At 65.6% G+C, this 20251-nt stretch carries 25 protein-coding genes and 3 pseudogenes; 9 read left to right on the top strand and 19 right to left on the bottom strand.

Features of this window, described 5'->3' with window-relative positions:
- Positions 1-120, top strand: a pseudogene (locus AB1K56_RS18285) (IS481 family transposase); the annotation flags it as partial.
- Here AB1K56_RS18285 and AB1K56_RS18280 read toward each other — a convergent pair.
- The 4 genes from AB1K56_RS18280 to AB1K56_RS18265 form a co-directional block, all read right to left on the bottom strand.
- Positions 117-1247 carry an FAD-binding oxidoreductase gene (locus tag AB1K56_RS18280; protein WP_205797265.1) on the bottom strand — a complete coding sequence of 377 codons (1131 nt, stop codon included), beginning with the start codon at positions 1245-1247 and terminating at the stop codon, positions 117-119. The pseudogene AB1K56_RS18285 and the gene AB1K56_RS18280 overlap by 4 nt on opposite strands.
- A 141-nt stretch (positions 1248-1388) precedes the next feature.
- Entirely contained in the window at positions 1389-1691 is a 303-nt protein-coding gene (locus tag AB1K56_RS18275) for a putative quinol monooxygenase (RefSeq protein ID WP_108320577.1), read from the bottom strand.
- Positions 1688-2257: a type 1 glutamine amidotransferase domain-containing protein gene (locus tag AB1K56_RS18270; protein WP_108320578.1), complete on the bottom strand. Its 570-nt coding sequence runs from the start codon at positions 2255-2257 to the stop codon at positions 1688-1690. Before AB1K56_RS18270 ends, AB1K56_RS18275 begins: the two co-directional genes overlap by 4 nt.
- Before the next feature lies 1 nt (position 2258).
- Positions 2259-3425: a glutathione-independent formaldehyde dehydrogenase gene (locus tag AB1K56_RS18265; protein WP_371206743.1), complete on the bottom strand. Its 1167-nt coding sequence runs from the start codon at positions 3423-3425 to the stop codon at positions 2259-2261.
- 419 nt (positions 3426-3844) lie between these two features.
- On the opposite strand from AB1K56_RS18265, the gene AB1K56_RS18260 reads away from it, so the two are divergent.
- Positions 3845-4168, top strand: a complete 324-nt coding sequence (locus tag AB1K56_RS18260) for a hypothetical protein (protein ID WP_108320579.1) — start codon at positions 3845-3847, stop codon at positions 4166-4168.
- A gap of 534 nt (positions 4169-4702) precedes the next feature.
- Here the strand turns inward: AB1K56_RS18260 and AB1K56_RS18255 are convergent.
- The 3 genes and pseudogenes from AB1K56_RS18255 to AB1K56_RS18245 form a co-directional block, all read right to left on the bottom strand.
- Positions 4703-5068, bottom strand: a pseudogene (locus tag AB1K56_RS18255) (TMEM175 family protein); the annotation flags it as partial.
- Between the two features lie 57 nt (positions 5069-5125).
- Complete coding sequence (locus AB1K56_RS18250; protein ID WP_240663921.1) at positions 5126-5914, bottom strand: aldo/keto reductase; 789 nt, start codon at positions 5912-5914, stop codon at positions 5126-5128.
- A gap of 130 nt (positions 5915-6044) precedes the next feature.
- Positions 6045-6314, bottom strand: coding sequence for a hypothetical protein (locus tag AB1K56_RS18245; RefSeq protein WP_108320582.1), 270 nt, complete (start codon positions 6312-6314; stop codon positions 6045-6047).
- A 459-nt stretch (positions 6315-6773) separates the two neighbouring features.
- On the opposite strand from AB1K56_RS18245, the gene AB1K56_RS18240 reads away from it, so the two are divergent.
- Entirely contained in the window at positions 6774-7532 is a 759-nt protein-coding gene (locus AB1K56_RS18240) for a glucose 1-dehydrogenase (protein WP_108320583.1), read from the top strand.
- A gap of 85 nt (positions 7533-7617) precedes the next feature.
- Here AB1K56_RS18240 and AB1K56_RS18235 read toward each other — a convergent pair whose 3' ends face one another.
- Positions 7618-7890 (bottom strand): SDR family oxidoreductase, encoded by a 273-nt coding sequence (locus AB1K56_RS18235; RefSeq protein WP_264632333.1) that lies wholly within the window; start codon positions 7888-7890, stop codon positions 7618-7620.
- A gap of 61 nt (positions 7891-7951) precedes the next feature.
- A complete protein-coding gene (locus AB1K56_RS18230; RefSeq protein ID WP_240663945.1) occupies positions 7952-8485 on the bottom strand; it encodes a DUF488 family protein in 534 nt (177 codons plus the stop codon).
- Between the two features lie 309 nt (positions 8486-8794).
- Here AB1K56_RS18230 and AB1K56_RS18225 point away from each other — a divergent pair, with 309 nt between their 5' ends.
- Positions 8795-8983, top strand: coding sequence for an SDR family oxidoreductase (locus AB1K56_RS18225; RefSeq protein WP_258222898.1), 189 nt, complete (start codon positions 8795-8797; stop codon positions 8981-8983).
- A gap of 64 nt (positions 8984-9047) precedes the next feature.
- Here AB1K56_RS18225 and AB1K56_RS18220 read toward each other — a convergent pair whose 3' ends face one another.
- The 4 genes and pseudogenes from AB1K56_RS18220 to AB1K56_RS18205 all read right to left on the bottom strand — a co-directional run bounded on the left by AB1K56_RS18220 (position 9048) and on the right by AB1K56_RS18205 (position 12670).
- Entirely contained in the window at positions 9048-9635 is a 588-nt protein-coding gene (locus tag AB1K56_RS18220; RefSeq protein ID WP_108320586.1) for a recombinase family protein, read from the bottom strand.
- Positions 9636-9872: 237 nt separating this feature from the next.
- Positions 9873-10682, bottom strand: coding sequence for an AAA family ATPase (locus AB1K56_RS18215; protein ID WP_070434716.1), 810 nt, complete (start codon positions 10680-10682; stop codon positions 9873-9875).
- A complete protein-coding gene (locus tag AB1K56_RS18210; RefSeq protein WP_270354022.1) occupies positions 10679-12067 on the bottom strand; it encodes a Mu transposase C-terminal domain-containing protein in 1389 nt (462 codons plus the stop codon). Before AB1K56_RS18210 ends, AB1K56_RS18215 begins: the two co-directional genes overlap by 4 nt.
- Positions 12068-12074: 7 nt before the next feature.
- A pseudogene (locus AB1K56_RS18205) lies at positions 12075-12670 on the bottom strand (recombinase family protein).
- Positions 12671-12817: 147 nt separating this feature from the next.
- Here AB1K56_RS18205 and AB1K56_RS18200 point away from each other — a divergent pair.
- Positions 12818-13237 carry a hypothetical protein gene (locus AB1K56_RS18200; RefSeq protein WP_183420941.1) on the top strand — a complete coding sequence of 140 codons (420 nt, stop codon included), beginning with the start codon at positions 12818-12820 and terminating at the stop codon, positions 13235-13237.
- 11 nt (positions 13238-13248) lie between these two features.
- On the opposite strand, the gene merB is transcribed toward AB1K56_RS18200, so the two are convergent.
- Entirely contained in the window at positions 13249-13905 is a 657-nt protein-coding gene (gene merB, locus AB1K56_RS18195; protein ID WP_108320788.1) for an organomercurial lyase MerB, read from the bottom strand.
- A 44-nt stretch (positions 13906-13949) separates the two neighbouring features.
- On the bottom strand, positions 13950-15374 hold the full coding sequence (gene merA / locus AB1K56_RS18190) for a mercury(II) reductase (RefSeq protein ID WP_270354025.1): 1425 nt from the start codon (positions 15372-15374) through the stop codon (positions 13950-13952).
- 101 nt (positions 15375-15475) lie between these two features.
- Here merA and AB1K56_RS18185 point away from each other — a divergent pair, with 101 nt between their 5' ends.
- From AB1K56_RS18185 to AB1K56_RS18170, 4 genes are all read left to right on the top strand, one after another.
- Positions 15476-15865 (top strand): heavy metal-responsive transcriptional regulator, encoded by a 390-nt coding sequence (locus tag AB1K56_RS18185; protein ID WP_108320786.1) that lies wholly within the window; start codon positions 15476-15478, stop codon positions 15863-15865.
- A gap of 242 nt (positions 15866-16107) precedes the next feature.
- Positions 16108-16440 carry a helix-turn-helix transcriptional regulator gene (locus AB1K56_RS18180; RefSeq protein WP_270354027.1) on the top strand — a complete coding sequence of 111 codons (333 nt, stop codon included), beginning with the start codon at positions 16108-16110 and terminating at the stop codon, positions 16438-16440.
- Complete coding sequence (locus tag AB1K56_RS18175; protein WP_108320784.1) at positions 16437-17048, top strand: cadmium resistance transporter; 612 nt, start codon at positions 16437-16439, stop codon at positions 17046-17048. The genes AB1K56_RS18180 and AB1K56_RS18175 overlap by 4 nt, the downstream gene beginning before the upstream one ends.
- Entirely contained in the window at positions 17045-17572 is a 528-nt protein-coding gene (locus AB1K56_RS18170; protein WP_058233650.1) for a signal peptidase II, read from the top strand. Before AB1K56_RS18175 ends, AB1K56_RS18170 begins: the two co-directional genes overlap by 4 nt.
- Positions 17573-17653: 81 nt before the next feature.
- Here the strand turns inward: AB1K56_RS18170 and AB1K56_RS18165 are convergent, their stop codons facing one another.
- The 4 genes from AB1K56_RS18165 to AB1K56_RS18150 form a co-directional block, all read right to left on the bottom strand.
- Positions 17654-18526, bottom strand: coding sequence for a F510_1955 family glycosylhydrolase (locus AB1K56_RS18165; protein WP_239277143.1), 873 nt, complete (start codon positions 18524-18526; stop codon positions 17654-17656).
- A gap of 64 nt (positions 18527-18590) precedes the next feature.
- Positions 18591-19196, bottom strand: a complete 606-nt coding sequence (locus tag AB1K56_RS18160) for a DUF305 domain-containing protein (RefSeq protein WP_270354029.1) — start codon at positions 19194-19196, stop codon at positions 18591-18593.
- A gap of 89 nt (positions 19197-19285) precedes the next feature.
- A complete protein-coding gene (locus AB1K56_RS18155; protein WP_108320502.1) occupies positions 19286-19738 on the bottom strand; it encodes a DUF6153 family protein in 453 nt (150 codons plus the stop codon).
- Between the two features lie 108 nt (positions 19739-19846).
- Positions 19847-20251 carry a four-helix bundle copper-binding protein gene (locus AB1K56_RS18150; protein WP_108320501.1) on the bottom strand — a complete coding sequence of 135 codons (405 nt, stop codon included), beginning with the start codon at positions 20249-20251 and terminating at the stop codon, positions 19847-19849.

The following is a 20251-nucleotide window of genomic DNA, read 5'->3' as shown; positions in this document are numbered from 1 at the left end:
GAACGCCGCGCGGCGCTGCCGGGTTGGTTGCACTTCTACAATCATCACAGGCACCACTCCGCGATCGGAGCCCCGCCCATCCGCAGGATCGACAACAACCTTTCCGGACATCACACCTAGCTCTGGGCCTCGCCGAGGCGCGCTTCGGGCGTGAGCTCGGCGCGGAGACCGCCGCCGGTCGCAGCCCGGGCAAGAGCGCGACCCAGCGCAGGTGCCTGCTTGAACAAATTGTGACCGGCCACAAAAAAGACAGAGCCCGCCTCCCACACGGCCACGCCGTCCTCACTCCACGGGAGGTCGGTCACCCAGCAGTGAAGGAAGTCGCGCGGCTCAGGGTGAAGACCGGGCAGCGCCCGTGTCACGTACTCGCGTGCGCGTTCGTCCAGCGATCGAATCGCCGCCGGGTCGATGAAAGTTCCGTCGTCGCGGACGCCGACGGTGTCGCTGAGTCCAACCGAATAGCTGCTATTACCCGGTAGCGGCGTCGCGTAGACGCCGACCTCGCCGAAGACGCCGCTACTGTCCTGCAGGCACGCGACTCGTGCCGGGGCGGCGGCTTTCACGTCGAAGGTCAGCCTGACGTGTGCGGCGAGGCGAACCGGCAGCGACAGGCCGACGCTGCGTGCCAGGCGGGCGGTTTCGCGGCCGGCGCACACGACCACCTTGGAGTAGATAGACCGGTCGGTGACGCTGCGCACCTCGACCGTTCCATCGGCGCGGGGATCGATGGAGATGACCTCACCGGTGGTGACCGCATCTGCAAGGGCACCCGTGAGTGCCGTGATTGCGGCGCGGGTGCGGATCGCGCCGCCTGACTCGTCGAGCACCGCTGGCCCCGAGTACCCAGCGAGCAGCGGCATCCGCCGGGCGACCTCGGCCGCGTCGATCTCGTGAGCTTCCACGCCGCCGACCTCGTCGAGCACCCGCAGCCGCGCCAGGGCGCTGTCTCCGATCGCCAGGACACCGTCTGATGAGACCAGCTCGACATCGAAGTGTTCGGCCCACTCATCCCATACGCCGCGGCTTTCGCGCGCGAAAGCGACGAGTCGCGGGTCGTCGTGGGCATGCCGGAAGATCCGCGACTCGCCTGCGGACTGACCCGTCCCGGGCAGACCAGCCTCGTACAAGCGCACCGGCACGCCCTGCTCCCGCAGCGCGTACGCCGTCGACAGACCGACGATCCCGCCCCCGATCACTGCTACCTCGGGTGCACGCGTCGTGGCAACGCCGTCGTCAGTTCCTGTCATCGCGGTTCCCCGATCTGTTGCTGATTAGCGATAGGCCGCAAAAGAAGGGGCCGCTGCCACGACGTCAGCGGGCTGTGTAAGCCCGAAGTCACCGCGCGCAGCGACCCCTCCTTTCTGTGCCAATACTCCCGGGCTGTCGTGTCAGGCGGGGAGTTTGGAGCCCAGGACGTCGAGCTTCTCGATCGTCGGTTCGCTGAACAGTGTGCCGGTCTGCTCGCCGAGAGCGGTCGCTACTGCGCCGGACAGGTGCGCGTCGCGGCCGGCGTCATCGGGGAACACGTCGAAGATCCCGAAGGAAGAGGGGCCGAGACGAATCGCGAACCACGCTATGGTGGCCGGTTCCTCCTCGACGAGTCCTCGCCCGATGCCGAGAAATTCTTGGACCTCGTCTTCCTTGCCGGGCAGGGCCTCCAGCCTGACAAGCAGTCCCTTTGTCACGCTCATGACGTCACCTCCTCCTGGGTCGAGTTGCTCGCAAATTTCGCCACGATCGTGTCGCAGAACGCAGGCAGGTCCTCGGGTGAGCGGCTGGTGATCAGATTCCCGTCGACCACGACGTCCTGGTCGACGACGTCAGCACCGGCGTTGCGCAGGTCTGTGCGGATGCTCGGGAAGGACGTCAAGGTGCGACCTCCGACCACGCCAGCCTCGATCATCGTCCACGGCCCGTGACAGATCGCCGCCACGGGCTTGCCACTCTCCACGAAGTCGCGGACGAAGGAGACGGCGTCCTTGTCGACCCGGAGCTGGTCGGGGTTCACCGTGCCGCCGGGAAGCAGCAGGGCGTCGTAGTCGCCCACCGAGGCATTGGCGACCAACCCGTCGACGGTGAACGTGCCCGCTTCATCCAGGTCGTTCTCACGGGCCTTGATCTCGCCGTCGTGGATCGAGAGGACCTCGGTCTGAGCGCCGGCCCGTTCCAGTGCTTCGCGGGGTTGCTCGAGCTCAACGCGTTCGACTCCGTCGGCGGCGAGGATCGCGACCCTCTTGCCCTGGAGATCTGCTGCCATCTCAGTTTTCCTTCTTTCCGTTTGACATGCCGGGCTTGATGAGGACCTTGGTCCAACCCTTGGACCGGGCGTCGAAGTTCTTATAGGCATCGGCGGCTTGGTCCAGCGAGATTTCGTGGGAGACGATCCACGAAGGGGTCGCCTTGCCGGCCGCGATCAAGTCTCGCAGTCGGCGGTTGTACCGCTTGACCGGGGCCTGACCGCTTCCCATGGTCTGACCCTTGAACCAATGTGTGCCGTAGTCGATGGCTGCCTTGCCCTGTTTGGCCAATTCGCCCTTGGCCCCCGGGTCCTGGGGGATGAACACGCCAACGGTGCCGATTCCTCCGGTGAAGCGGACCGCGTTGATGAGCATGTTCAGCGTGGCGGCGGTGTCCTCGTTGCCCTGGGGATCGTGGGCCTGGTAGCCCACGCATTCGCAACCACGGTCAGCTCCGAGCCCCATCGTCTCGTCCAGCACAGCCTGCACGGGGTCGACCTTGGAGTCGTCGATGGCAATCGCACCGATCTGCTCGGCCAACGCGAGCCGGTCAGGGTGACGATCGACCACCATCACCTTCGCGGCACCCTTGATCATCGCGGACAGGGCAGCCATCAGCCCGACCGGGCCCGCCCCGGCGATCACAACGCTGTCGCCGGGTATCACGCCGGCCATCTCGGTGGCGTGGTAGCCGGTGGGGAAGATGTCAGAGAGCATGACGTAATCGTTCTCCTTCTCCTCCGCATCCTCGCCCAGGCGCAGCGCGTTGTGGTCACCGAAAGGCACGCGGAGCAGCTCCGCCTGGCCACCGCCGTAGGGACCCATGTCGGCGAACCCATAGGCCGCTCCGGCCAAGGATGGTTCGGGCTGGGTGGTGAGACAGTAGTTGGTCAGGCCGCGTTCGCAGTTCTTACAGAAGCCGCACGAGATGTTGAACGGGAGCACAACCCGGTCTCCGACCCTGACCTTCTCCACGCCGCTGCCGACTTCGATGACCTCCCCCATGTTCTCGTGACCGAACGTCCGGCCTACCTCGAAGGACGTCCGCCCCTCGTACATGTGCAGATCCGAGCCGCAGATGTTCGTCGTCGTCACCCTGACCAGGACATCGGTAGGGCGCTCGACCTTCGCGTCCGGGACGTCCTTCGTGCTGACCTGACGGGGCCCCTCGTACACCACTGCCTTCATGTCCACTCCCATCAGATGTATTGCTCGATGCTTCTTTGACGGGGCCTCGACAACGCCGGCCCTCCGCGAGACAGCAAACGCCCCCGCCGAACGACATGTCAAGGGGCTCGCCCTTGAGTTGACGTGTAGCGATCGAGCCGGGATAGTGCCCGGGTCCCGCTGCGCGGAACCCTCTCCCCCAGTCTCAGGGCATGGGGTTTCTCGGATCAAAAGAGCCACAGTCGACACCCGACCAGCGCCGTCGATGCCTGGGATGCCGCACTCGCGGATCACAGCAAGGAGATGCTGAGCCGGCTGCGGGCCGAGGTTGAGCAGATTCAAGCCGAGGCTGACGCCTCGGACGACCTGGCGGACGAGCACACGGAATAGAACATCTGTTCTAAAATCGATAACCTGGCGGTCCGCAAGGAGGATCGGCAGTGGGTACATCGAAGCGATACGCGTCGGCGGTCGATCGCAGGATGGATACCCGGATACTGGAGCGGATCGCTGCGGAGGCCGGCCCCCTGCAGTCGCTCTCGAGCGCTGAGCTGCGGTTAGACGTAGAACCGGTGACTATCGACCCGCGGCCGAAGCCGGCGAAGGCGTGGGTGCGCTTCGGCGCGACGCCGGCGCTCGTCGACGCGGAGGTCTGCCGGTGGACAGCGGATGCCTGCGCGATCAGGTTCCGCGTGGGCGAGACGGAGATGAAGGCATGGGTATGGGCCTCGGCGGTCACGCCGGCCTCTCCTGGAAGGCGCTGAACGTCCCTGTGGACGGTTTCTGCGGCGCCGCCGGCATCCCGGTTGCCTGGCGTCATGGATGACGACGAATGGCCAGGCTTCTCCCCTACCTGTGAGCGCTGCCTGGTGCAGCTGCAACCGTCGTGGAACCCGCCGACTCCCCCGGTCTGGCGGTGCCCGAATTGCGGCCTGGTGCGCGTGTTCTAGCCGATCTGGCGATCGGCGAGCAAAGCAAGCCCGAAAACGTCGGACGACGGTAGGTCGCTATTCACTCGCAAGGAACGAGCAGCTCCGAGGTACCATCCGCTCCTTCAGTCAACGAGCCATCTGATCGTGTCCCGGTTCCATACCGGGTCTGTACACGGGCTTTGCGGGGGGAATGACGTAGCCCAACGTTACAATCCCCGCCGCGATCAATCCGCCACGCCAATTCCAGAACGCCACTCCGGACGCCGCCCAGTAGGCAGCGGCGGTAAGACCATATTTGATGGTGAGGCGGCGAGGATAAGCCTCGGTCAGCCTTTGATCGGGTAGACCTTTGGCGGTGGCGTGCACTCACCGAAGAAGCCACCAGGTCGCCGGTGCCGCTGCTATGCCCAGGTACCAGAGGGCGGCGGTTGTGCTGTCCGCATCTCCACCGAAATGTTCGACCAACGGGCGCGCGGGAAATGGAGTGATACTGACCGCAGCCAAGAAGCCGATGGTCAGCAGGTTGTAGCCGTGGTCGGTCTTCTCTAGCAGCTTGCCGCTGAAATGGCTGTGGGCCCAATAGAGGCCGATGAGGATCACGCTGAGGACGTAGGCGGCGTAGTCCGGTGCCAGCTTCAGGTAGGCCGCGGCGAGGTCGCCATCCTCAGGCCTCGGTGCGTGCAGTTCCACCACAGGAAGTGTGATCGCGATCGCAAGCACCGCGTCGTTGAACGCCTCGAGCCGATCCGTCTCACGTTCGGTTCCCTTGAGAGAAAACCGCCATTTGAGCTAGAGCATCTCGAGCGGGCGACGGTCGCGTGGCCGAGGAAATGCCGCGTCGAGTGTCGCAAGGTCGGCGTCGGAGAGGACGATATCTGCGGCTGCCCGGTTCTCCCGCACATGTGCGATCGAACTCGCCTTCGGGATGGCGATGAGGCCATCGTGCCGCAACGTCCAGGAAAGTGCGACCTGCGCAGGGGTAGCACCGACCTTGGCTGCGATCTTCACAAGGGAGGGATGGTTTGAGAGTCGTCCCTGCTCGACGGGACTATACGCCATGACAGGCATTTCATGAGCGACGAGCCACGGCAACAATTCCAACTCAGGGCCTCGACGGACGAGATTGTAGAGAACCTGATCGGTCACGCAGCCATCCCCGCCGGCAGAAACAAGCTCGTCCATGTCGTCAGTATCGAGGTTGCTGACACCCCAATACCGAATCTTCCCGGCCGATTTCAGCGCCTCCATCGCTTCTATCGTCTCAGCGAGCGGCACCGATCCCCGCCAGTGGAGCAGGTAGAGGTCGAGCCGGTCGGTGCCGAGACGTCCCAAGCTCGCCTCGCATGCGCGTGAAAGGCGTGCGCGCGAGGCGTTCTGCGGATACGCCTTGCTGACGAGGAACAACTGGTCGCGCCGGTCGCCTAGCGCTTCGCAGATCAGCGTTTCCGCCGCGCCGTCGCCGTACATCTCGGCAGTATCAACGAGCGTCATGCCCAGCTCGACACCGGCGATCAACGCGGCGATCTCGTCGGATCGTCGCTCAGCACGCTCGCCCATCTTCCAGGTGCCTTGACCCATCGAAGGAACGACTTCTCCGCCCGGCAAAGTCACATGCCTCATATGCCGTCACTCCTTCAGATGTTCTCGGGTCGCCGCGTCTACCCACCCCCGGAGGGTACAACGCACACCACACGCTCGCGTCCCCCATCTATGACAGGCGTACCGGGGACGCCGGCGCGCAGGGCAGTTTCTCGGTCGGCTCGTCCACGTCCCGCACGGCGGCAATGGACCAAGCAGGGTCGCGGACCCAACTGCCCTCGATCGTCCTCACAGTCGGCGCGCTCCTATTGTTGCTGTTCGGAAAGGCCCTTCTGACCCCGAAGTCGGTCGCGATCTGCTTGATCGTCACACCATCTTCACGACCGCGAGCCACGCGCACGACATCGTCGCGGAACTCACGAGGATAGGGCTTGGGCATGATGACATCCTCCCAGCGGCACCAACCAGCACCACAGATCAGGTGTCACCTATCCGTGCAGCAGTCCCGTCGGCTCGGGGGCACCGTCAGTGTCGCGCCAGTTATCGTGTCGCGCGAACCTCGCAGTCCGATTCGTCCTCTGCAATGAACACACTTTCAACCGTCACGTCCCAGTGCCTGTACCGGCCCGATCCCTCGAGCTCGCGCTCGATCCTGTTCATGAAAGAGGTCGTCGCGCTGCCCACGTGGGGCAGGAACGGGCCGTAGTGAACCGCCCTCTCGTCGCCTACCGGACACTAGGCTCGCGTTCATGGGAACGATCTCATTCGCCTTCTTCGGCATCGACCGCCCCACCTTGGATAGCGACGTCCGCCGGCTCACAGCCGACACCGCGTCGCAGCTCCCGCACTGAACGAGCGACGCCGACCGACGCCGCTCCCCGAGAGAAAGAAGCACACAATGTCAAACTCGCTCGATGGCAAGGTCGCACTCGTCACCGGTGGTGGCGGAGGGATCGGGCGCGAGACCGCGAAGGTCCTCGTCGACCACGGCGCACGGGTCGTCGTCGCCGACCTGTCCGAGAATGCCGGCAACGGGACGCTCGAGTACATCGACGGCGGAGACGCCGTGACGTTCGTCCGGGCGGACGTGACCGACCTCGCGTCGATGCAGCACCTGGTCCAGGCCACGGTGGACCGCTACGGCCGACTCGACATCGCGCACAACAACGCCGGCATCGAGGTCACCGGCCCCGACCTCGCCGACGTTACGGTGGAGCAGTTCGACAAGGTGATCGCCGTCAACCTCACCGGAGTGTTCATCAGCATGAAGGCCGAGATCCCGCAGATGCTAGCGCAGGGCGGCGGATCCATCATCAACACCGCCTCGTCCCTCGGGCAGGCCGCCATCGCCCACCAGTCCGCCTACGTCGCGTCGAAGCACGGCGTCATCGGCCTCACCCGAGCCGCCGCGGTGGAGTACTCCGACAAAGGCATCCGCGTGAACGCAGTGCTGCCCGGGGTGATCCAGACGCCAATGATAGACGCGCTGGAGGAGACCTACCCCGGCTTCAAGGACGCGCTGCTGACGAAGCACCCGATCGGCCGACTCGGCACGCCGCACGACATCGCCGAGATGGTCGCGTGGCTCGGTTCGGACGCGGCCGCCTTCGCGACCGGCTCGCAGTTCGCCGTCGACGGCGGGTACCTCGCGATTTAGACGAGGTGGCCACGACGGACGGGAGGCACGGTGTCAGCTGGCACCGTGCCTCCCGTCCGTCACCGGTCGCGCCGCGACCCGCGTGTCAACCGTTCTTCGCGGCCAGTCGGTCCGTCTCGCTGTCGTTCCGCCACCCGGCGGTCGCGCCGCCGTCGACGCTGTAGTTCTGTCCGGTCACCCAAGAGGACTCGTCGGAGGCCAGGTAGAGCGCCGTGTACGCGATGTCCTCGCCCGTGCCGGGGCGTTGAATGAGCGCGTTGCCGACCTGCCAGGCCTTGCCCTCCGCGTCCACCGCCTTGTCCGTCGCCGGGGTGCTGACGATCGGCGCTTCCGACCCGCCGTAGTGCAGTGTGCCCATGGTGGACGACATCCATTCTCGGAATGACAACTCGGTCACATCGGCGAGAGGCTCGCTATGCCTACGGTTGCCCTTCCAGGTTAGTGGGCGGGTACCAGACCCGCTGCCCGTCCACCGACGCGAACGACGTGAGTGTGTGGGGTTTGGTGGAGGTGGCGCTCATGATGTCCTTCACAGAAATGTGGCGAACGAGCAGCGCATCCGCGATGAGAGACCGGTGGCAGCGCCACGGGACCGCTTCCGCGCACATGATCGCCACAGTCTTCTCTTTTGCTCGATCGATTAGACGGTCTATTCCACGCGCGAAGGGCTCGGTTTGCATGTAGTCGGCGTAGCTTCGGAAGCTTTTGTTGCGCCAGGCACCGTTGATGCTCTCCACATTCACTGGGGTGTGGCGGAGACCGCCGAGTTCTTTCATCCGCGCATAGTGCAGGCCTGCGTCCGTCAGGTTTTCCTCAAGCGCCTGCGCGCCGAATTGCGGGTTATGTCGGGAGCCGGGAACCGTCCGCACATCGATGAGTTGTTGCACGCCGTTGTTTTCGAGCAGCGCTATGAACTCCTCGATCGGGTGTGTGGAGTGACCGATGGTGAACACTGTCGAGGGTTGCATCCTGCTCCTGAACGGTTGCGAGCGGTCGGTTGCGACCGGGGAACTCCTCGCACCCAAGGGGTCCCCCGGTCAGCCGATCAGCGGCTCGCTCCCTTGAGCAGGATGGTGCGGGTGCCGTCGTCGAGGTCGATCCACCAGACGAGGCGGTTGCTGTCGCGGTCGATGCCTGCCCGGTGGGCGGGCAGTCTGAATCGGCCTGACTTTCGTTCCTATCGGGAGCCTTGTCCGACAGGTGTCGGATTGGCTGATTCCTGATCAGCGTAATACGCCTGTTCGACCTCGGCGGGTGTGCGCATGTCGGAGGAGACCTACCCCGGCTTCAAGGACGCGCTGCTGACGAAGCACCCGATCGGCCGACTCGGCACGCCGCACGACATCGCCGAGATGGTCGCGTGGCTCGGTTCCGACGCGGCCGCCTTCACGAGCGGCTCGCAGTTCGCCGTCGACGGCGGGTACCTCGCGATGCCGGTGGGTGTGCCGTAGTCCGTGGCGTGCAGCGCCGCGGCCCGGTTGGTGATGAGGTCAAGGGCAACTAGTCGAACCCCCCTCAGCCACGACGCGCCTCCATCCGCTTCTGATGCCTGCCGGCCGCGCGGTAGACGCTGCTGCGCGACGTGTTGAATAGCGTGGCGATCTCTGCCGGAGTCATCTCGTTGTCCGCGAAGTGCCTGGCGATCGCCGCATCCTCCTCGGGCGACAAGCTCGGCTGCCGGCCTTTCAACTTCGCCCGGACCGCGGGGCGCGCCATCGCCTCCTGGGTCCGGAGACTGATCCATCCGCCCTCCGCCTCAGCCATGCCAGCGAGGAAAGTGAGAAACAGCTTCGACCACGGGTCGCGAGGGTCGTACGTGGTGCGCCCCATCTGAAAGATCACGCCGCGTTCGGTGAGCTCACGAACCTGCCGGAGCGTCTCTTCCGCATTCCGCGCGAACCGGTCCAGCCGTGGGACGACGAGAGTATCCCCCTCCCGCACCGCGGCCATCGCTTCACGCAGCCCTGAACGTTCGAGGTTCTTACCCGTGAACCCCTCGTCGGTGTAGATCCGGTCGGGGGCGACACCCAGCTCGAGCAGGGCGAGGCGCTGCGTCTCGACGTCCTGGGCGATAGTGGACACCCGTGCGTAGCCAACGATCATCTGACCCTCCTCGTCGTCCCATATAGGGAACCGTCAGCGGGATTTCTTACGAACACGCTATATGGGACGGTCGACATCGTCGGTGAGGCACGTGATTCTGCCTGAGTCGTCAGCAAGCGCGCACGCTCGATGGCGTCCCACAAAGCGATCCCCTTGCGGTCACATATGGCAGCCCTTCCCGAACTTGTGAATGTTGACGCTCTTTCGCGGTGTTCTTGCGTTGTTGTTTGGCGGTGGCTATCCGATGACGAGGACGCTGGCGGCGGCTTCGACGACGTCGTCGGTGATGGTCTCGAGTTCGTTGATCTTGAGCACTCGTGCGATTTGGGGGAAGAGGCGTTCGAGGAGGCGGAAGTTGCCGCGAGTGATGCGTTCGATCGCGGCGATGGCTTGCGCGTCGGTGAAGTCGTCGGGGTCGAGGGTGCGGCCCAGTCGCTTCCAGCGACGTTCGAGGACGAAGAGGAGTTCGTCGCGGCCGAGGTTGCGGTAGCGGTGGGAGAACCCGAGGCGGCTGTAGAGCTGGGGGTAGTGCCGGAATCGTTGGTCGATGCCGGGCATGCCGATCAGGATGATCGCGGTGTGCTCACGGTCGTGCCGGTCTCGGAGGACTTCCAGGGCCGTGGGCGTGAGGCGTTCGGCCTCGTCGATGATGAGCAGCTCGACCCGCTTGCCCATGTTGTAGCGGCCGTGAGTCCCCGTAACTTTGCCGGTGGCGCGCAGGTGCTCATCGATGCAGATGCCCAGCCTGGTCTGCAGGTGGTCGATCTCATGGACGAGCTGCGCCGGCTTGGGGAGGACCGGTGGCGTGTAGAACAGGGTCCGGGATCGGTTCGCGGTGGCGTAATGCTCTGTGTCGGTCTCGCTCCGCGGTCCCCACTCGGTGATGAAGGGTTCCAGGGTGTCCCAGTGGGCGTATCGGCGGCCGGATTGCGTCTTGCCGACGCCGGCATCGCCGTGGCAGATGCCGATCGTGCGTTCCTTGCGGACGGCGTTGGCGAATTCGATGAAGCGGCGGTGTTCTTTCGTGACGATGAAGTCGCGGCTCATGGCTCGTCCTCTTCGTAGGTGCGTAGTCTCACCTGGCGTGGTGTCCGCGGCTCGGTTCGCGGCTCGTCACGGACGGCTGTCTGGGGGATGCGTTCGTTGATCTGTTGACGCAGCCGCCGACGGCGGGCGCGTCGGGCGGTCTCGATGTCGCGCAGGGAGAGTCGCTGGTTGGGGTGTGCTTCGTCGATCGCGATGCAGATGTGCGTGTCGTGGTCGTAGACGCGGATCTCGGACACGTCGCGCGGGTCGTACCTGATTGTCACGCTGCGTCCGACGAACGGCGCGAGTGTGGGTGAGAGGTACCGCTGGCCTTGGAAGTGGATGCCATCGCGTTGGACGACGCGGTTCTTCGGCAGGGTCAGCAGCAGCCCGTCGAGCTGGTCGAGGCTGTCGGGCATCCGCGGCAACCAGCCGTCACCGATCCAGGCCTCCTTCGGGCTGGCGCCGATCTCGCTGTGGGGGCGCTCGTTGTACTCGGTGACGAACCGGCCGATGGCCTGATCGAGGTCCGCGAGGCTGAGCTGCGGCTTCGGGGCTCGTGCCCGAGGGGTGAGGTGGCCGGGGAGGGTCGTGAGAAGTTCGGTGTTCACGGTGCCGAAGAATCGCTCGATCTTCCCGCGACCTTGCGGCCGGCCGACTGTCGAGTAGATCAGCCGGATCTTCAACGCCACCGCCGTGTACTCCAGATGCCTGCTGGTGAAGTCGCTGCCGTGGTCGACGTGGAGCACGTCGGGGAGACCGCACATCGCCCAAGCCGGGTTGGTCTTGCGCCAGATCGCCTGCCGCAATGCGAGCGCCGTGTTGATCGCCGAGGGCGCCCCTGTGAACACGGTGTACCCGCAGATTGCGCGCGAGTAGTCGTCGATCACGACCGTTAGCCAGGGGCGTTCCGGCTTCCCATCGGCGCCGACGATGAGGATGTCGAGTTCGGTGTGATCGGCCTGCCAGATCGCATTCGGTCGCTCGGCTCGGCGGCGGAACACTAGCTCGTGTCGGTCCCGGTACGCGGCTGGGCCGTCCAGCGCGAGGGTCACGAGTGCCGGGTCAAGGCGGTGCAGGATCGACCGGACCGTCGAATAGCTTGGACGGGCGCACCCGATGCGGTCGGCCTCGGCCATGGCGAGCCGGTGCAAGGCCGCCACCCCGGGACGCGGTTTGGTGAGTCCGAGCTGCTCAACGAACGCGACCAGGTCTGGGTCGGTGCGCTGGGTCCCCGCGTCCGCTCGCGCGCTCGGTTTCAGCCCGTCGATCCCCGCCACCGCGTAGTCATGGTTCCAGCGTTGAAGGGTGCGCAGACCGATTCCGGTCTCCCTGACCAGCGTGGCCAGGGGAATGTCATCCTCGACATGGAGACGCAGGATCCGCCACCGGGCCAGCGCGTCCATGGCACATCTAGTCGCCGACCGCTGCCGGGGTGCCGGTGGCGTGCTGATGACGGTAGAGCGTCGCTCTGGACCATCCGACCAGTCGGGCTGCGTCTTCGGCGGTGCGTCCCTTCGCGCGCGCGTCTCGCACGATCGCAAGCTTCTCCTTCACGACGCCCGGATCCACGGGTGGCCGGCCGAAGCGCGTGCCAGCCTGCTTCGCCGCGGCGATGCCGGCGTTGACTCGCTCGGTGATCAGTTCACGCTCGTACTCCGCCAGCGTCGCGAGCATGCCCAGCATCATCCGCCCGGACGAGGTCTCGGGGTCGATGCCATCCGAAATCGATCGAACCTTCACGTCCTTCTCGCGCAGCAGGTTCACCGTGTTCAGCACGTCGATGAGGGAGCGCCCGAGTCGGTCGATGCGCCAGACGACCACCGTGTCGCCGGGCTCCGCGTACTCCAGAAGTCTCTTCATCCCTGGCCGCTGCACCGCGGCACGGCTGCCCGAGGTCACGTCTGAGAAGACGTCCCTCGCCTCACACCCGTCGCGCCCAGGGCGTCGAGTTGCAGGCGCGCGTCCTGACTGACGGTGCTCACGCGCGTGTACCCGAGAAGCCTCACCCGATCAGCATGCCTCACAAACTCCTGTCGCGCGACCCCGTGAGGCAGAGCGCGATGAGGCAACTTTTCGAGACGTTCTCAACGCCCGAAATTGTGCGACGACGGCACCCTTTGACGCATCGCTCATCATGTCTCATTTAGCTATAGATGAACGAGGCGTTCGGAGAGCGCAACCAACACGTCGTTTCGGGATCCGGCACCTGCGCGAACGCTGAGGTTCAGCAGAAGGTGTCAGCTTCTGGGGCTCCGATCATCCTGCGCGTCGGCGTTGCCCTCAGTGTTTTGGGTGGGCGGGCAGCAGTCGGGGTCGTTCGTGTGGTGGCGTCGCCGGTTGCGTATCACAGCGATGGCGCTCGCCAGGGCCGCGAGGATCAGGAGCCTGACTCCGCCTGCTATCGCCCACGGGTTGTGCAGGAGGGCACCGATTCCTGTGATCGCGCCGCCCGCGGCAAGCAGCGGGCCCAGGGCGCAGCAGGCGACCACGAGGAAGGCCGCGCCCAGCGCCATGAGCAGACCACCCCCGGTTCGGTTGTCATCGTGAGGCGACATCGCCATCTTCGTCCGTGAGGTGGGCTGGTTCAGCAGCACGCGTCCGGCCCGCGGTAGCTGCCGTCTCCTGTGCCGCTGACTGGACGTGCAAGCGTTTCGGGGAGGAGGTTGCGGCCAAGCCCGAAGGCTTCGGCGACGGACAGTACCCGGCCTTCCGGGTGCTCTGCAAGCCAGCCGCCTGCGTCTTCCGGAGAGGTGAAGTAGTGGACCTGGTTGCAGAACGAGGAGCGGATCGACGGCAGATTCCCGGGGTCGACCAGGGAGACGACTGCGGTGATTGGTTCCACGCTGGTGACACCGGCGGTCGGATCGACCGTGACCCGAATCGTGTCGCCGCTGGCCGGGGAGACCGACTCGATCCGCGCGGGACGGCCGATAAGGGTGGGGAAGATCAGAGTGTCAAGGGCGCACCAGGTGTAGAGCTCCTCACCGGCGACGGTGAACCGGTGCCGGGTGGGGCGCAGGGTGAGGCCTTGGCCGATGATCCGGCCCTGGTCGTCGTACTCGGTGTCCGGCATCGCGGCCAGGCGGGCGCGGACCTCGTCGGCAGTGAGAGCGGCGGCGGCCGCGAGGTCGTCGATACTAACCGGGTCACCATCCGCAAGCAGCCGGAGCAACGGGACCAGCAGGGTTGTCTCGGCGGATCCGGCGAGACGGTCGATCAGGTCGGTAGCAAGGTTCGTCATCGTAATTGATCCAGTTCTGATGGGGTGCGTGCGTCGGTGCACTGTCAGGCGCAGCAGGACAGTTTCGAGACGTCGGTGGTGAACGCTTTCGCGACGATACGGATGCCCTCGGCCATGGTCAGATACGGGGCCCACGCGTCGGCGACCTCGGTGATGGTCTTGCCGAGGATGTAGACGCCGGCGGCGGCGAGCTCGCCCGCGTCCTGAGCGACCGCGGTGAGGCCGAGGATTTCACCAGTGTCGGCGTTGGCAACCATCTTGATGAACCCGCGGGTGTCCCGGTTCACCACCGCACGAGGCACATAGTGCAGAGGCAGGACCCGACAGTCGCAGCGGATCCCGGCCGCGATGACCTCTTTCTCGGTCATCCCGACCGCGCCGATCGCGGGACTGGTGAACGTCACCCGCGGCATCCGCGTGTAGTCGACCGCTGCGTCCGCTCCGGTGAAGGCGTTCTCGGCGACCAGCGTGCCGTGGCGTGCCGCGACGTAGACGAACTCGGGGTGCCCGGTGACATCCCCGGCCGCCCAGACCCGAGGGTTGGAGGTTCGCAGTTCGTCGGTGACGACGACCTGTCCGGCGTCGCCGGTCTTCACCCCGACGACGTCGAGGTTGAGTCCTGCCGTGACCGGGCGGCGTCCGAGCGCGACGAGGATCTCGTCCGCACGGAACTCCTGCTCACCGCCGGAGACCTCCGCCGTGACAACGACCTGACCGGTGGCGGTGTCTCGGACGACCCGGGGCGGAACAGCACGGCGGACCACCCGGATGCACTCGTCGGCGAAGACCTCCTGCAGAGCCTTGGAAACCTCGGGCTCCTCCTTCGACGCGAGCCGGGAACGCACCAGCATGGTCACCGTCGAACCCAGCCGGGCAAACAGCTGAGCCAACTCCAGCGCCACGGAGCCACCACCCAGCACCACCAACGAGTCGGGCACCTCGGTCAGCTCCATCGCCGACGTCGACGTCAGGTAGCCAACGTCGTCGAGCCCCTCGACGGGCGGGGCCCAGGGGGCGGAGCCCGTGGCGATCAGGTAATGCGCGGTCTCGATGGTCTCAACGGTGCCGTCGGCAGCGGTGACCTCCAACACGGGCGCATCCGGAGTGCCAGCGAAGGCTGCGTCGCCCTGCCGGACCGGCCAGCCGTACGCCTCGGCCACGTCGAAGTACTTCTCCCCCCGCATGGCCTCGGCCAGCTCCTGCTTGCCACGCACCAGACCGGGCATGTCCACCGGGCCCGCGGTAGCGGCAATCCCTGGGAATCGGGCGCCGGCGTCCGCCGCCACATGGCGGGCCTCACCGGCAGCGATCAGCGCCTTGGACGGCACACACCCGGTGTTCACGCACGTGCCACCGAACGTGCCGCGCTCCACCATCACCACCGACTTGCCCAGCATGGTGGCGCGGATCGCAGCGGCGAACGCCGCACCACCCGATCCGATCACGGCCAGATCAAACCTCGACTGCATTCCGATCCCTCCCGGACCTATCGCGAACATTCGCTGCTACAGTCATCATCAACCTTCCTGTGCGGTGGAAGGTCAAGTCCTCTGACGAAGGAGCGTCGATAATGCGGATCGGTGAACTCGCTGAGGCGGCCGAGACGACCGCAAAGACGCTGCGGTTTTACGAAGACCAGGGACTCCTACCCGCGACCGAGCGCACACCCAGCGGCTACCGCGACTACACGACTGCGGCGCTTGCCCGTATCAACTTCATCCACCGCGGTCAAGCAGCCGGACTCACCCTGGCCCAAATCCGGCAGATCCTCGACATCCGCGACCACGGCCAAGCCCCCTGCAACCATGTTCGCGACCTGCTCGACACACGCCTCGCTGACATCGACCAGCAACTCGCACAGCTCCACGACCTCCGCGACACCCTCGCCGCGCTACGCGACCAGGCAGACCACGTCGAGCCCGACACCTGCAGCACCGACCAGGTCTGCCGCTACCTATAGCAGCGCCCCGATCGAGAGGTCTGAGAACTATGAGTCGTCTCCGGTGATCCCCGGGCGGAGAGGACGGACTCGAGACCATCACCGCGACATCGGATGACCGCCGCCAAACAGCACTGCAAGAACACCGCCAAAGAGCGTCATCAGTCACAATTCCGGCACCTCGTCGACGGCCCCTGCGGGTGGTGCGAAACCGATCGGCTTCGCACCACTTATTAATCGGCAGTTACCGATATGATCGTCACATGCCGATGACACAAGAGCTCGCAGCTGCTGTATCTCTGTTCCACTCTCTTGCCGATCACAGTCGCCTGTCGATACTGCGTCGGCTGTCCGTTGGTGAAGCGCGGGTGAGGGACCTGACCGATGAGCTCGGCTTGGCGCAATCGACCGTGTCGGAGCACGTTGGATGCCTCCGCGAATGCGGGCTTGTCGTTGCCCGCAGTGAGGGCCGGCAGAACTTTTACTCTGTCTCCACTCCTGAGGTGATCGATGTTCTCGAAGCGGCCGAGCGACTCCTCGCCGCGACGGGTTTCAAGGTCGATCTGTGCAAGACGTACGGGAGCGACGCCCGATGATCGGAACCATCGTGGCCGCCATCGGCCTGTTCGCGGCGACGAACATCGACGACATCGTCGTCCTCACCGTTCTGTTTCTCGCGTCCGCACGCGGAGCCCTCCCGGGATGGAAGGTCGTGGCCGGACAGTACCTCGGCTTCATCGCTCTGGTCGCAATCAGCAGCCTCGCCGCCGCAGGCCTCACCATCGTTCCGGATGAATGGGTCGGGCTGCTGGGCCTGGTCCCACTTGCGATCGGTGTGTACGGGCTGATTCGTACGCTCCGACATCGCGGCGACGATGACGACGACGACGAAAGCTCCATCAGCGCCGGGGGCCTGCTCGGAGTTGCCGGCATTACCATCGCGAACGGTGCCGACAACATCTCGCTGTACACACCTGTCTTCCGCACCAACCCGGTTCCGGACACCATCGTTACCATCATCGTGTTCTTGGTACTCGTTGCCGTGTGGTGTCTTATCGCCCGCTTCGTGGGTACCAGCAAGGCTGTCACAGAGGCTCTTGAGAAGATCGAGCACTGGCTCGTGCCGGCCGTGTTCATCGGGTTGGGTCTGTACATCCTGGTCGAGTCCGGCGTGATCGTTCGTCTCATCGAAGTCCTGTCGTGAGCAGGTTCACACGCCTCCTCGCTGCCGCTGCTGCCGTAGTTGCCGCCTTCACGGTCGACCAACTCACCAAAGCGTGGGCCCTGTCCTACCTCGACGGAGGCCGTGATATCGACCTTGGGCTGGGCGTATCCCTGCGCCTCGTGTTCAACCCTGGGGTCGCATTCGGTCTCGGCGGCGATGTGGGAGCGCCGCTTGTCGTCGGCGTTATGGTCCTTGTCGCCGCGCTGCTCACGTGGATCGTCATCCGAGTGCTGCGGAGGCAGAGCATGGGCGCTACTGCGCTGCTAGCTGCCGCCGCCGGCGGCGCGATCGGCAACCTGTGGGACCGCACCACACGCGCTGAAACCGGACCGCTCAGCGGAGAGGTGGTCGACTTCATCGCTGTCGACTGGTTCGCCATCTTCAACGTGGCTGACATCTTCACAACGCTCGGCCTGCTCGGGTGGGCAGCCTTGTATCTGCTCCGTCGAGACCACGCTCCCATCAGCGGGAGCACCGGTGACGGTTCCCAGCACCGCGGCTGATCTGGGAACGAGGAGGGCCCGCACGGGTATTCGTGCGGGCCCTTCGCGGGTGGCGGAGGGCGGTGCCCGCCGCGATGCGCGTTACTGCTGGTAGGGGATGAGGCTCAGGCCGCTGTCATCGACGACGAGGATGTCGCCGTTGTTGGTGATGGTGACGGCTTGGGCGGTGCCGTGGATCGTTCCGACTTCGAACCAGTTCTGCGCTCCCGCGGTTGTGGCCCAGATCCGTCCCTGGGTGCCGATACCGACCACGCGGTTGTGGTCCGGGGAGGCGCTGAGCCCGGCAAGAAGGGGAGCATCCGGCCACGCCTGAAATGTGGCAGCCCGGTCGGTGCTGACCAGCAGACCATCCGCGGTGGAGGCCATCACTCGCCCTGCTGCGTCAACGGCGAGCGACATGGCGTAGACGGGTGCCCCGGTGGGCTGCCAGGAGACACCGCCGTCTGTGCTGGTGAGCATTTCATTGGCGTCGGTGGCGACGCCGTAGAGCGTTCCGCGGGGGTCCGCGGCGAGGGCGTGAAAGTCTTTCTCGCCTGTGAATGCGGTGGGTTGCCAGCTCTGCCCGTTGTCGGAGCTTCGGATGATGCCCAGGTTGGGGGCTCCCAGCTCGGGCGGGGTGGTCCGACCGGGGTGGCCAGATGCCACGAGTGTGTCGTCAAGGACGGTCAGGCCCATCGCGTCGAAGTCCGTCTTCGCCAGGCGGGCGCCCAGCTCACCGTCACGGGTGACGGTGAAGATGCCCTCGTGGGTTCCGATAAGGAACCCATCGGTGGCGGGGTCATCAACGATGCCGTGCACGTGTGTGAGCGGCTGCTCAGGGTGGTCGTCACCGGTGAGGGACGGTGAACCGGCGCAGCCTGCGAGAGCGAGCGCGACCATGGGGACGAGGGTGACCAAGGACAAGGCGCGGGTGCGGGAGCCCGGCGCGGTGAGGTTGGTGTGGTGGTGCTGCATTGGGGGTGCGTTTCGTCTGATCGGGTGGTGGGGCGCGGTGGTTTTCCGCGCCCCACCCGGGTGATCAGAGAGTTGCCAGAAGCTCCTCCATGGTCGCGATTTCGGACGTCTGCGATTCGACGATCTGGTTGGCCAGGGCGACGGCGTCGCTGTTCTGGCCGTTGCTGGCCTCTTCCTGGGCCATCTCGATCGCGCCGCGGTGGTGTTCGATCATCTGCTGAAGGAACAGTCGGGCGGCGTCCGTGCCGGTGGCCTGCTCGAGGGCCTGCATGTCGTCCTCGCTCATCATGCCGCCGCCGCTGTGGTCCATGCCGCCCATGTCGGAGGAGGTGGCTCCCCAGTCCTCGAGCCACCCTTCCATGGTCGCAATTTCAGGCTCTTGAGCGGCCTTGATCTGCTCCGCCAGGGCGGTGACGCGCTCGTCGATGCCGTCTTTCGACAGGAGCGTGTCGGACATCTCGATCGCTTGAGTGTGGTGCTCGATCATCATGCTGGCGAACATGACGTCCGCCTCGTTGGCGTCCGCGGACTGCGCGGGGCCAGCACTGCTGCTGCTGCCGTGGTCCATTCCGGGCATGCTGCCGCCCGAGGTGGTCCCGCCGGAGCATCCGGCGAGAGTGAGCAGGGCGGCGAGAGTGAACGCGGCGGTCGCCGCGGCGCGGGTCTTCATGGTGGTTGTCTCCATCGGTCGGTGATGAGGCACGACGGTTGTCGTGCGGGAAGATGCGTTGCCCGCGCGGAAGGCGGGCGTACGCGTCATCACGTGCGACTGATGCAGAGAACCGTGAGGGAAGGTGGCGGGACAATCTGTGCGGGCGCGGGCCACCGGGCCTGTACCGCGCGGAGTACGTCGTCTCGGACGGTAATGCGCCACCCGATACGGTGACGTGCGAGCACGAGCACGCTGACAAGCAGCGCCAACACGCACGCCATCCAGGCCATGGCGTGATCGTCGCCACAGTCGCCGCAGCCGTCGTCGTGGGCGGCGGTCGTGTTCAGCTGGGCGGAGAGGGGCGACGCATCGTGATGGGTCGATACCTCTCCCGCGACAGCCACCGTGTCGCCATGTCCGGAGGCGGTGGTGTGGGTGTTGAGGGAGTGCATTGCCAGGAGCCCCACGATGACGGCGCCGGTTACAGCGATCACCATCAGCAGGGTGCGGGTGAATGCACGCTGGCCACGCACATGCTGCGCGAGGGTAATCAGCGACATCTTCACCTCCTGGTCGGTTTCTAGGCTAACTTTCGCCGGCGAGGGCGGGTGGGCCGCTTGACGGCCAACGCGCGCTTTGCCCGCGAGTGGGTGACGGGAACTGGTGGGTTACAACGCCGCGAGGAGGTCGTTGCACGCCTGCTCGCAGCGGCGGCATGCCTCTGCGCAGACCCGGCAGTGCTCGTGCATGTCGGCGTGCTGCTCGCATTCCTGCGCGCACGCGGCGCACGCGGTGCGGCATGCCTCCACAACAGCGCGAACCACCTCGACGTCCACCGTCGTCTGTCGAGAAAGCACCGCACCGGTCGCGGTGCAGATGTCGGCGCAGTTGGCGTTTTTGGTGATGCACGTCACCAGCTCGGCCACCATGTCTTCTGACAGGCACGCGTCGGCACACGCGGTGCAGGTCTGCGCGCATTCGATGCAGGCCTCAATGCAGCGGGCGAGTACGTCCGCGGCCTCAATGGACGCGGCCTTGGGGTGAGTAGTGAGCATCTGATCGATAGCAGTCAT

It is taken from the genome of Microbacterium sp. BWR-S6Y, from assembly GCF_041379845.1.
Classification (GTDB): Bacteria; Actinomycetota; Actinomycetes; order Actinomycetales; family Microbacteriaceae; genus Microbacterium; species Microbacterium hydrothermale.
This window is presented reverse-complemented; position numbering and strand designations above follow the sequence as displayed.

What these genes read in the sequence shown, in the direction of transcription:
- AB1K56_RS18175 (WP_108320784.1), top strand. Translation starts at nt 16,437, where the DNA reads ATGATCGGAACCATCGTGGCCGCCATCGGCCTGTTCGCGGCGACGAAC.
- AB1K56_RS18165 (WP_239277143.1), bottom strand. Translation starts at nt 18,526, where the DNA reads ATGCAGCACCACCACACCAACCTCACCGCGCCGGGCTCCCGCACCCGC.
- AB1K56_RS18200 (WP_183420941.1), top strand. Translation starts at nt 12,818, where the DNA reads ATGAACGAGGCGTTCGGAGAGCGCAACCAACACGTCGTTTCGGGATCC.
- AB1K56_RS18150 (WP_108320501.1), bottom strand. Translation starts at nt 20,251, where the DNA reads ATGACTGCTATCGATCAGATGCTCACTACTCACCCCAAGGCCGCGTCC.
- AB1K56_RS18250 (WP_240663921.1), bottom strand. Translation starts at nt 5,914, where the DNA reads ATGGGTCAAGGCACCTGGAAGATGGGCGAGCGTGCTGAGCGACGATCC.
- AB1K56_RS18180 (WP_270354027.1), top strand. Translation starts at nt 16,108, where the DNA reads ATGCCGATGACACAAGAGCTCGCAGCTGCTGTATCTCTGTTCCACTCT.
- AB1K56_RS18280 (WP_205797265.1), bottom strand. Translation starts at nt 1,247, where the DNA reads ATGACAGGAACTGACGACGGCGTTGCCACGACGCGTGCACCCGAGGTA.
- AB1K56_RS18220 (WP_108320586.1), bottom strand. Translation starts at nt 9,635, where the DNA reads ATGATCGTTGGCTACGCACGGGTGTCCACTATCGCCCAGGACGTCGAG.
- AB1K56_RS18215 (WP_070434716.1), bottom strand. Translation starts at nt 10,682, where the DNA reads ATGAGCCGCGACTTCATCGTCACGAAAGAACACCGCCGCTTCATCGAA.
- AB1K56_RS18210 (WP_270354022.1), bottom strand. Translation starts at nt 12,067, where the DNA reads ATGGACGCGCTGGCCCGGTGGCGGATCCTGCGTCTCCATGTCGAGGAT.
- AB1K56_RS18270 (WP_108320578.1), bottom strand. Translation starts at nt 2,257, where the DNA reads ATGGCAGCAGATCTCCAGGGCAAGAGGGTCGCGATCCTCGCCGCCGAC.
- AB1K56_RS18160 (WP_270354029.1), bottom strand. Translation starts at nt 19,196, where the DNA reads ATGAAGACCCGCGCCGCGGCGACCGCCGCGTTCACTCTCGCCGCCCTG.
- merB (WP_108320788.1), bottom strand. Translation starts at nt 13,905, where the DNA reads ATGACGAACCTTGCTACCGACCTGATCGACCGTCTCGCCGGATCCGCC.
- merA (WP_270354025.1), bottom strand. Translation starts at nt 15,374, where the DNA reads ATGCAGTCGAGGTTTGATCTGGCCGTGATCGGATCGGGTGGTGCGGCG.
- AB1K56_RS18235 (WP_264632333.1), bottom strand. Translation starts at nt 7,890, where the DNA reads ATGGGCACACTGCACTACGGCGGGTCGGAAGCGCCGATCGTCAGCACC.
- AB1K56_RS18240 (WP_108320583.1), top strand. Translation starts at nt 6,774, where the DNA reads ATGTCAAACTCGCTCGATGGCAAGGTCGCACTCGTCACCGGTGGTGGC.
- AB1K56_RS18275 (WP_108320577.1), bottom strand. Translation starts at nt 1,691, where the DNA reads ATGAGCGTGACAAAGGGACTGCTTGTCAGGCTGGAGGCCCTGCCCGGC.
- AB1K56_RS18245 (WP_108320582.1), bottom strand. Translation starts at nt 6,314, where the DNA reads ATGCCCAAGCCCTATCCTCGTGAGTTCCGCGACGATGTCGTGCGCGTG.
- AB1K56_RS18155 (WP_108320502.1), bottom strand. Translation starts at nt 19,738, where the DNA reads ATGTCGCTGATTACCCTCGCGCAGCATGTGCGTGGCCAGCGTGCATTC.
- AB1K56_RS18225 (WP_258222898.1), top strand. Translation starts at nt 8,795, where the DNA reads ATGTCGGAGGAGACCTACCCCGGCTTCAAGGACGCGCTGCTGACGAAG.
- AB1K56_RS18265 (WP_371206743.1), bottom strand. Translation starts at nt 3,425, where the DNA reads ATGAAGGCAGTGGTGTACGAGGGGCCCCGTCAGGTCAGCACGAAGGAC.
- AB1K56_RS18185 (WP_108320786.1), top strand. Translation starts at nt 15,476, where the DNA reads ATGCGGATCGGTGAACTCGCTGAGGCGGCCGAGACGACCGCAAAGACG.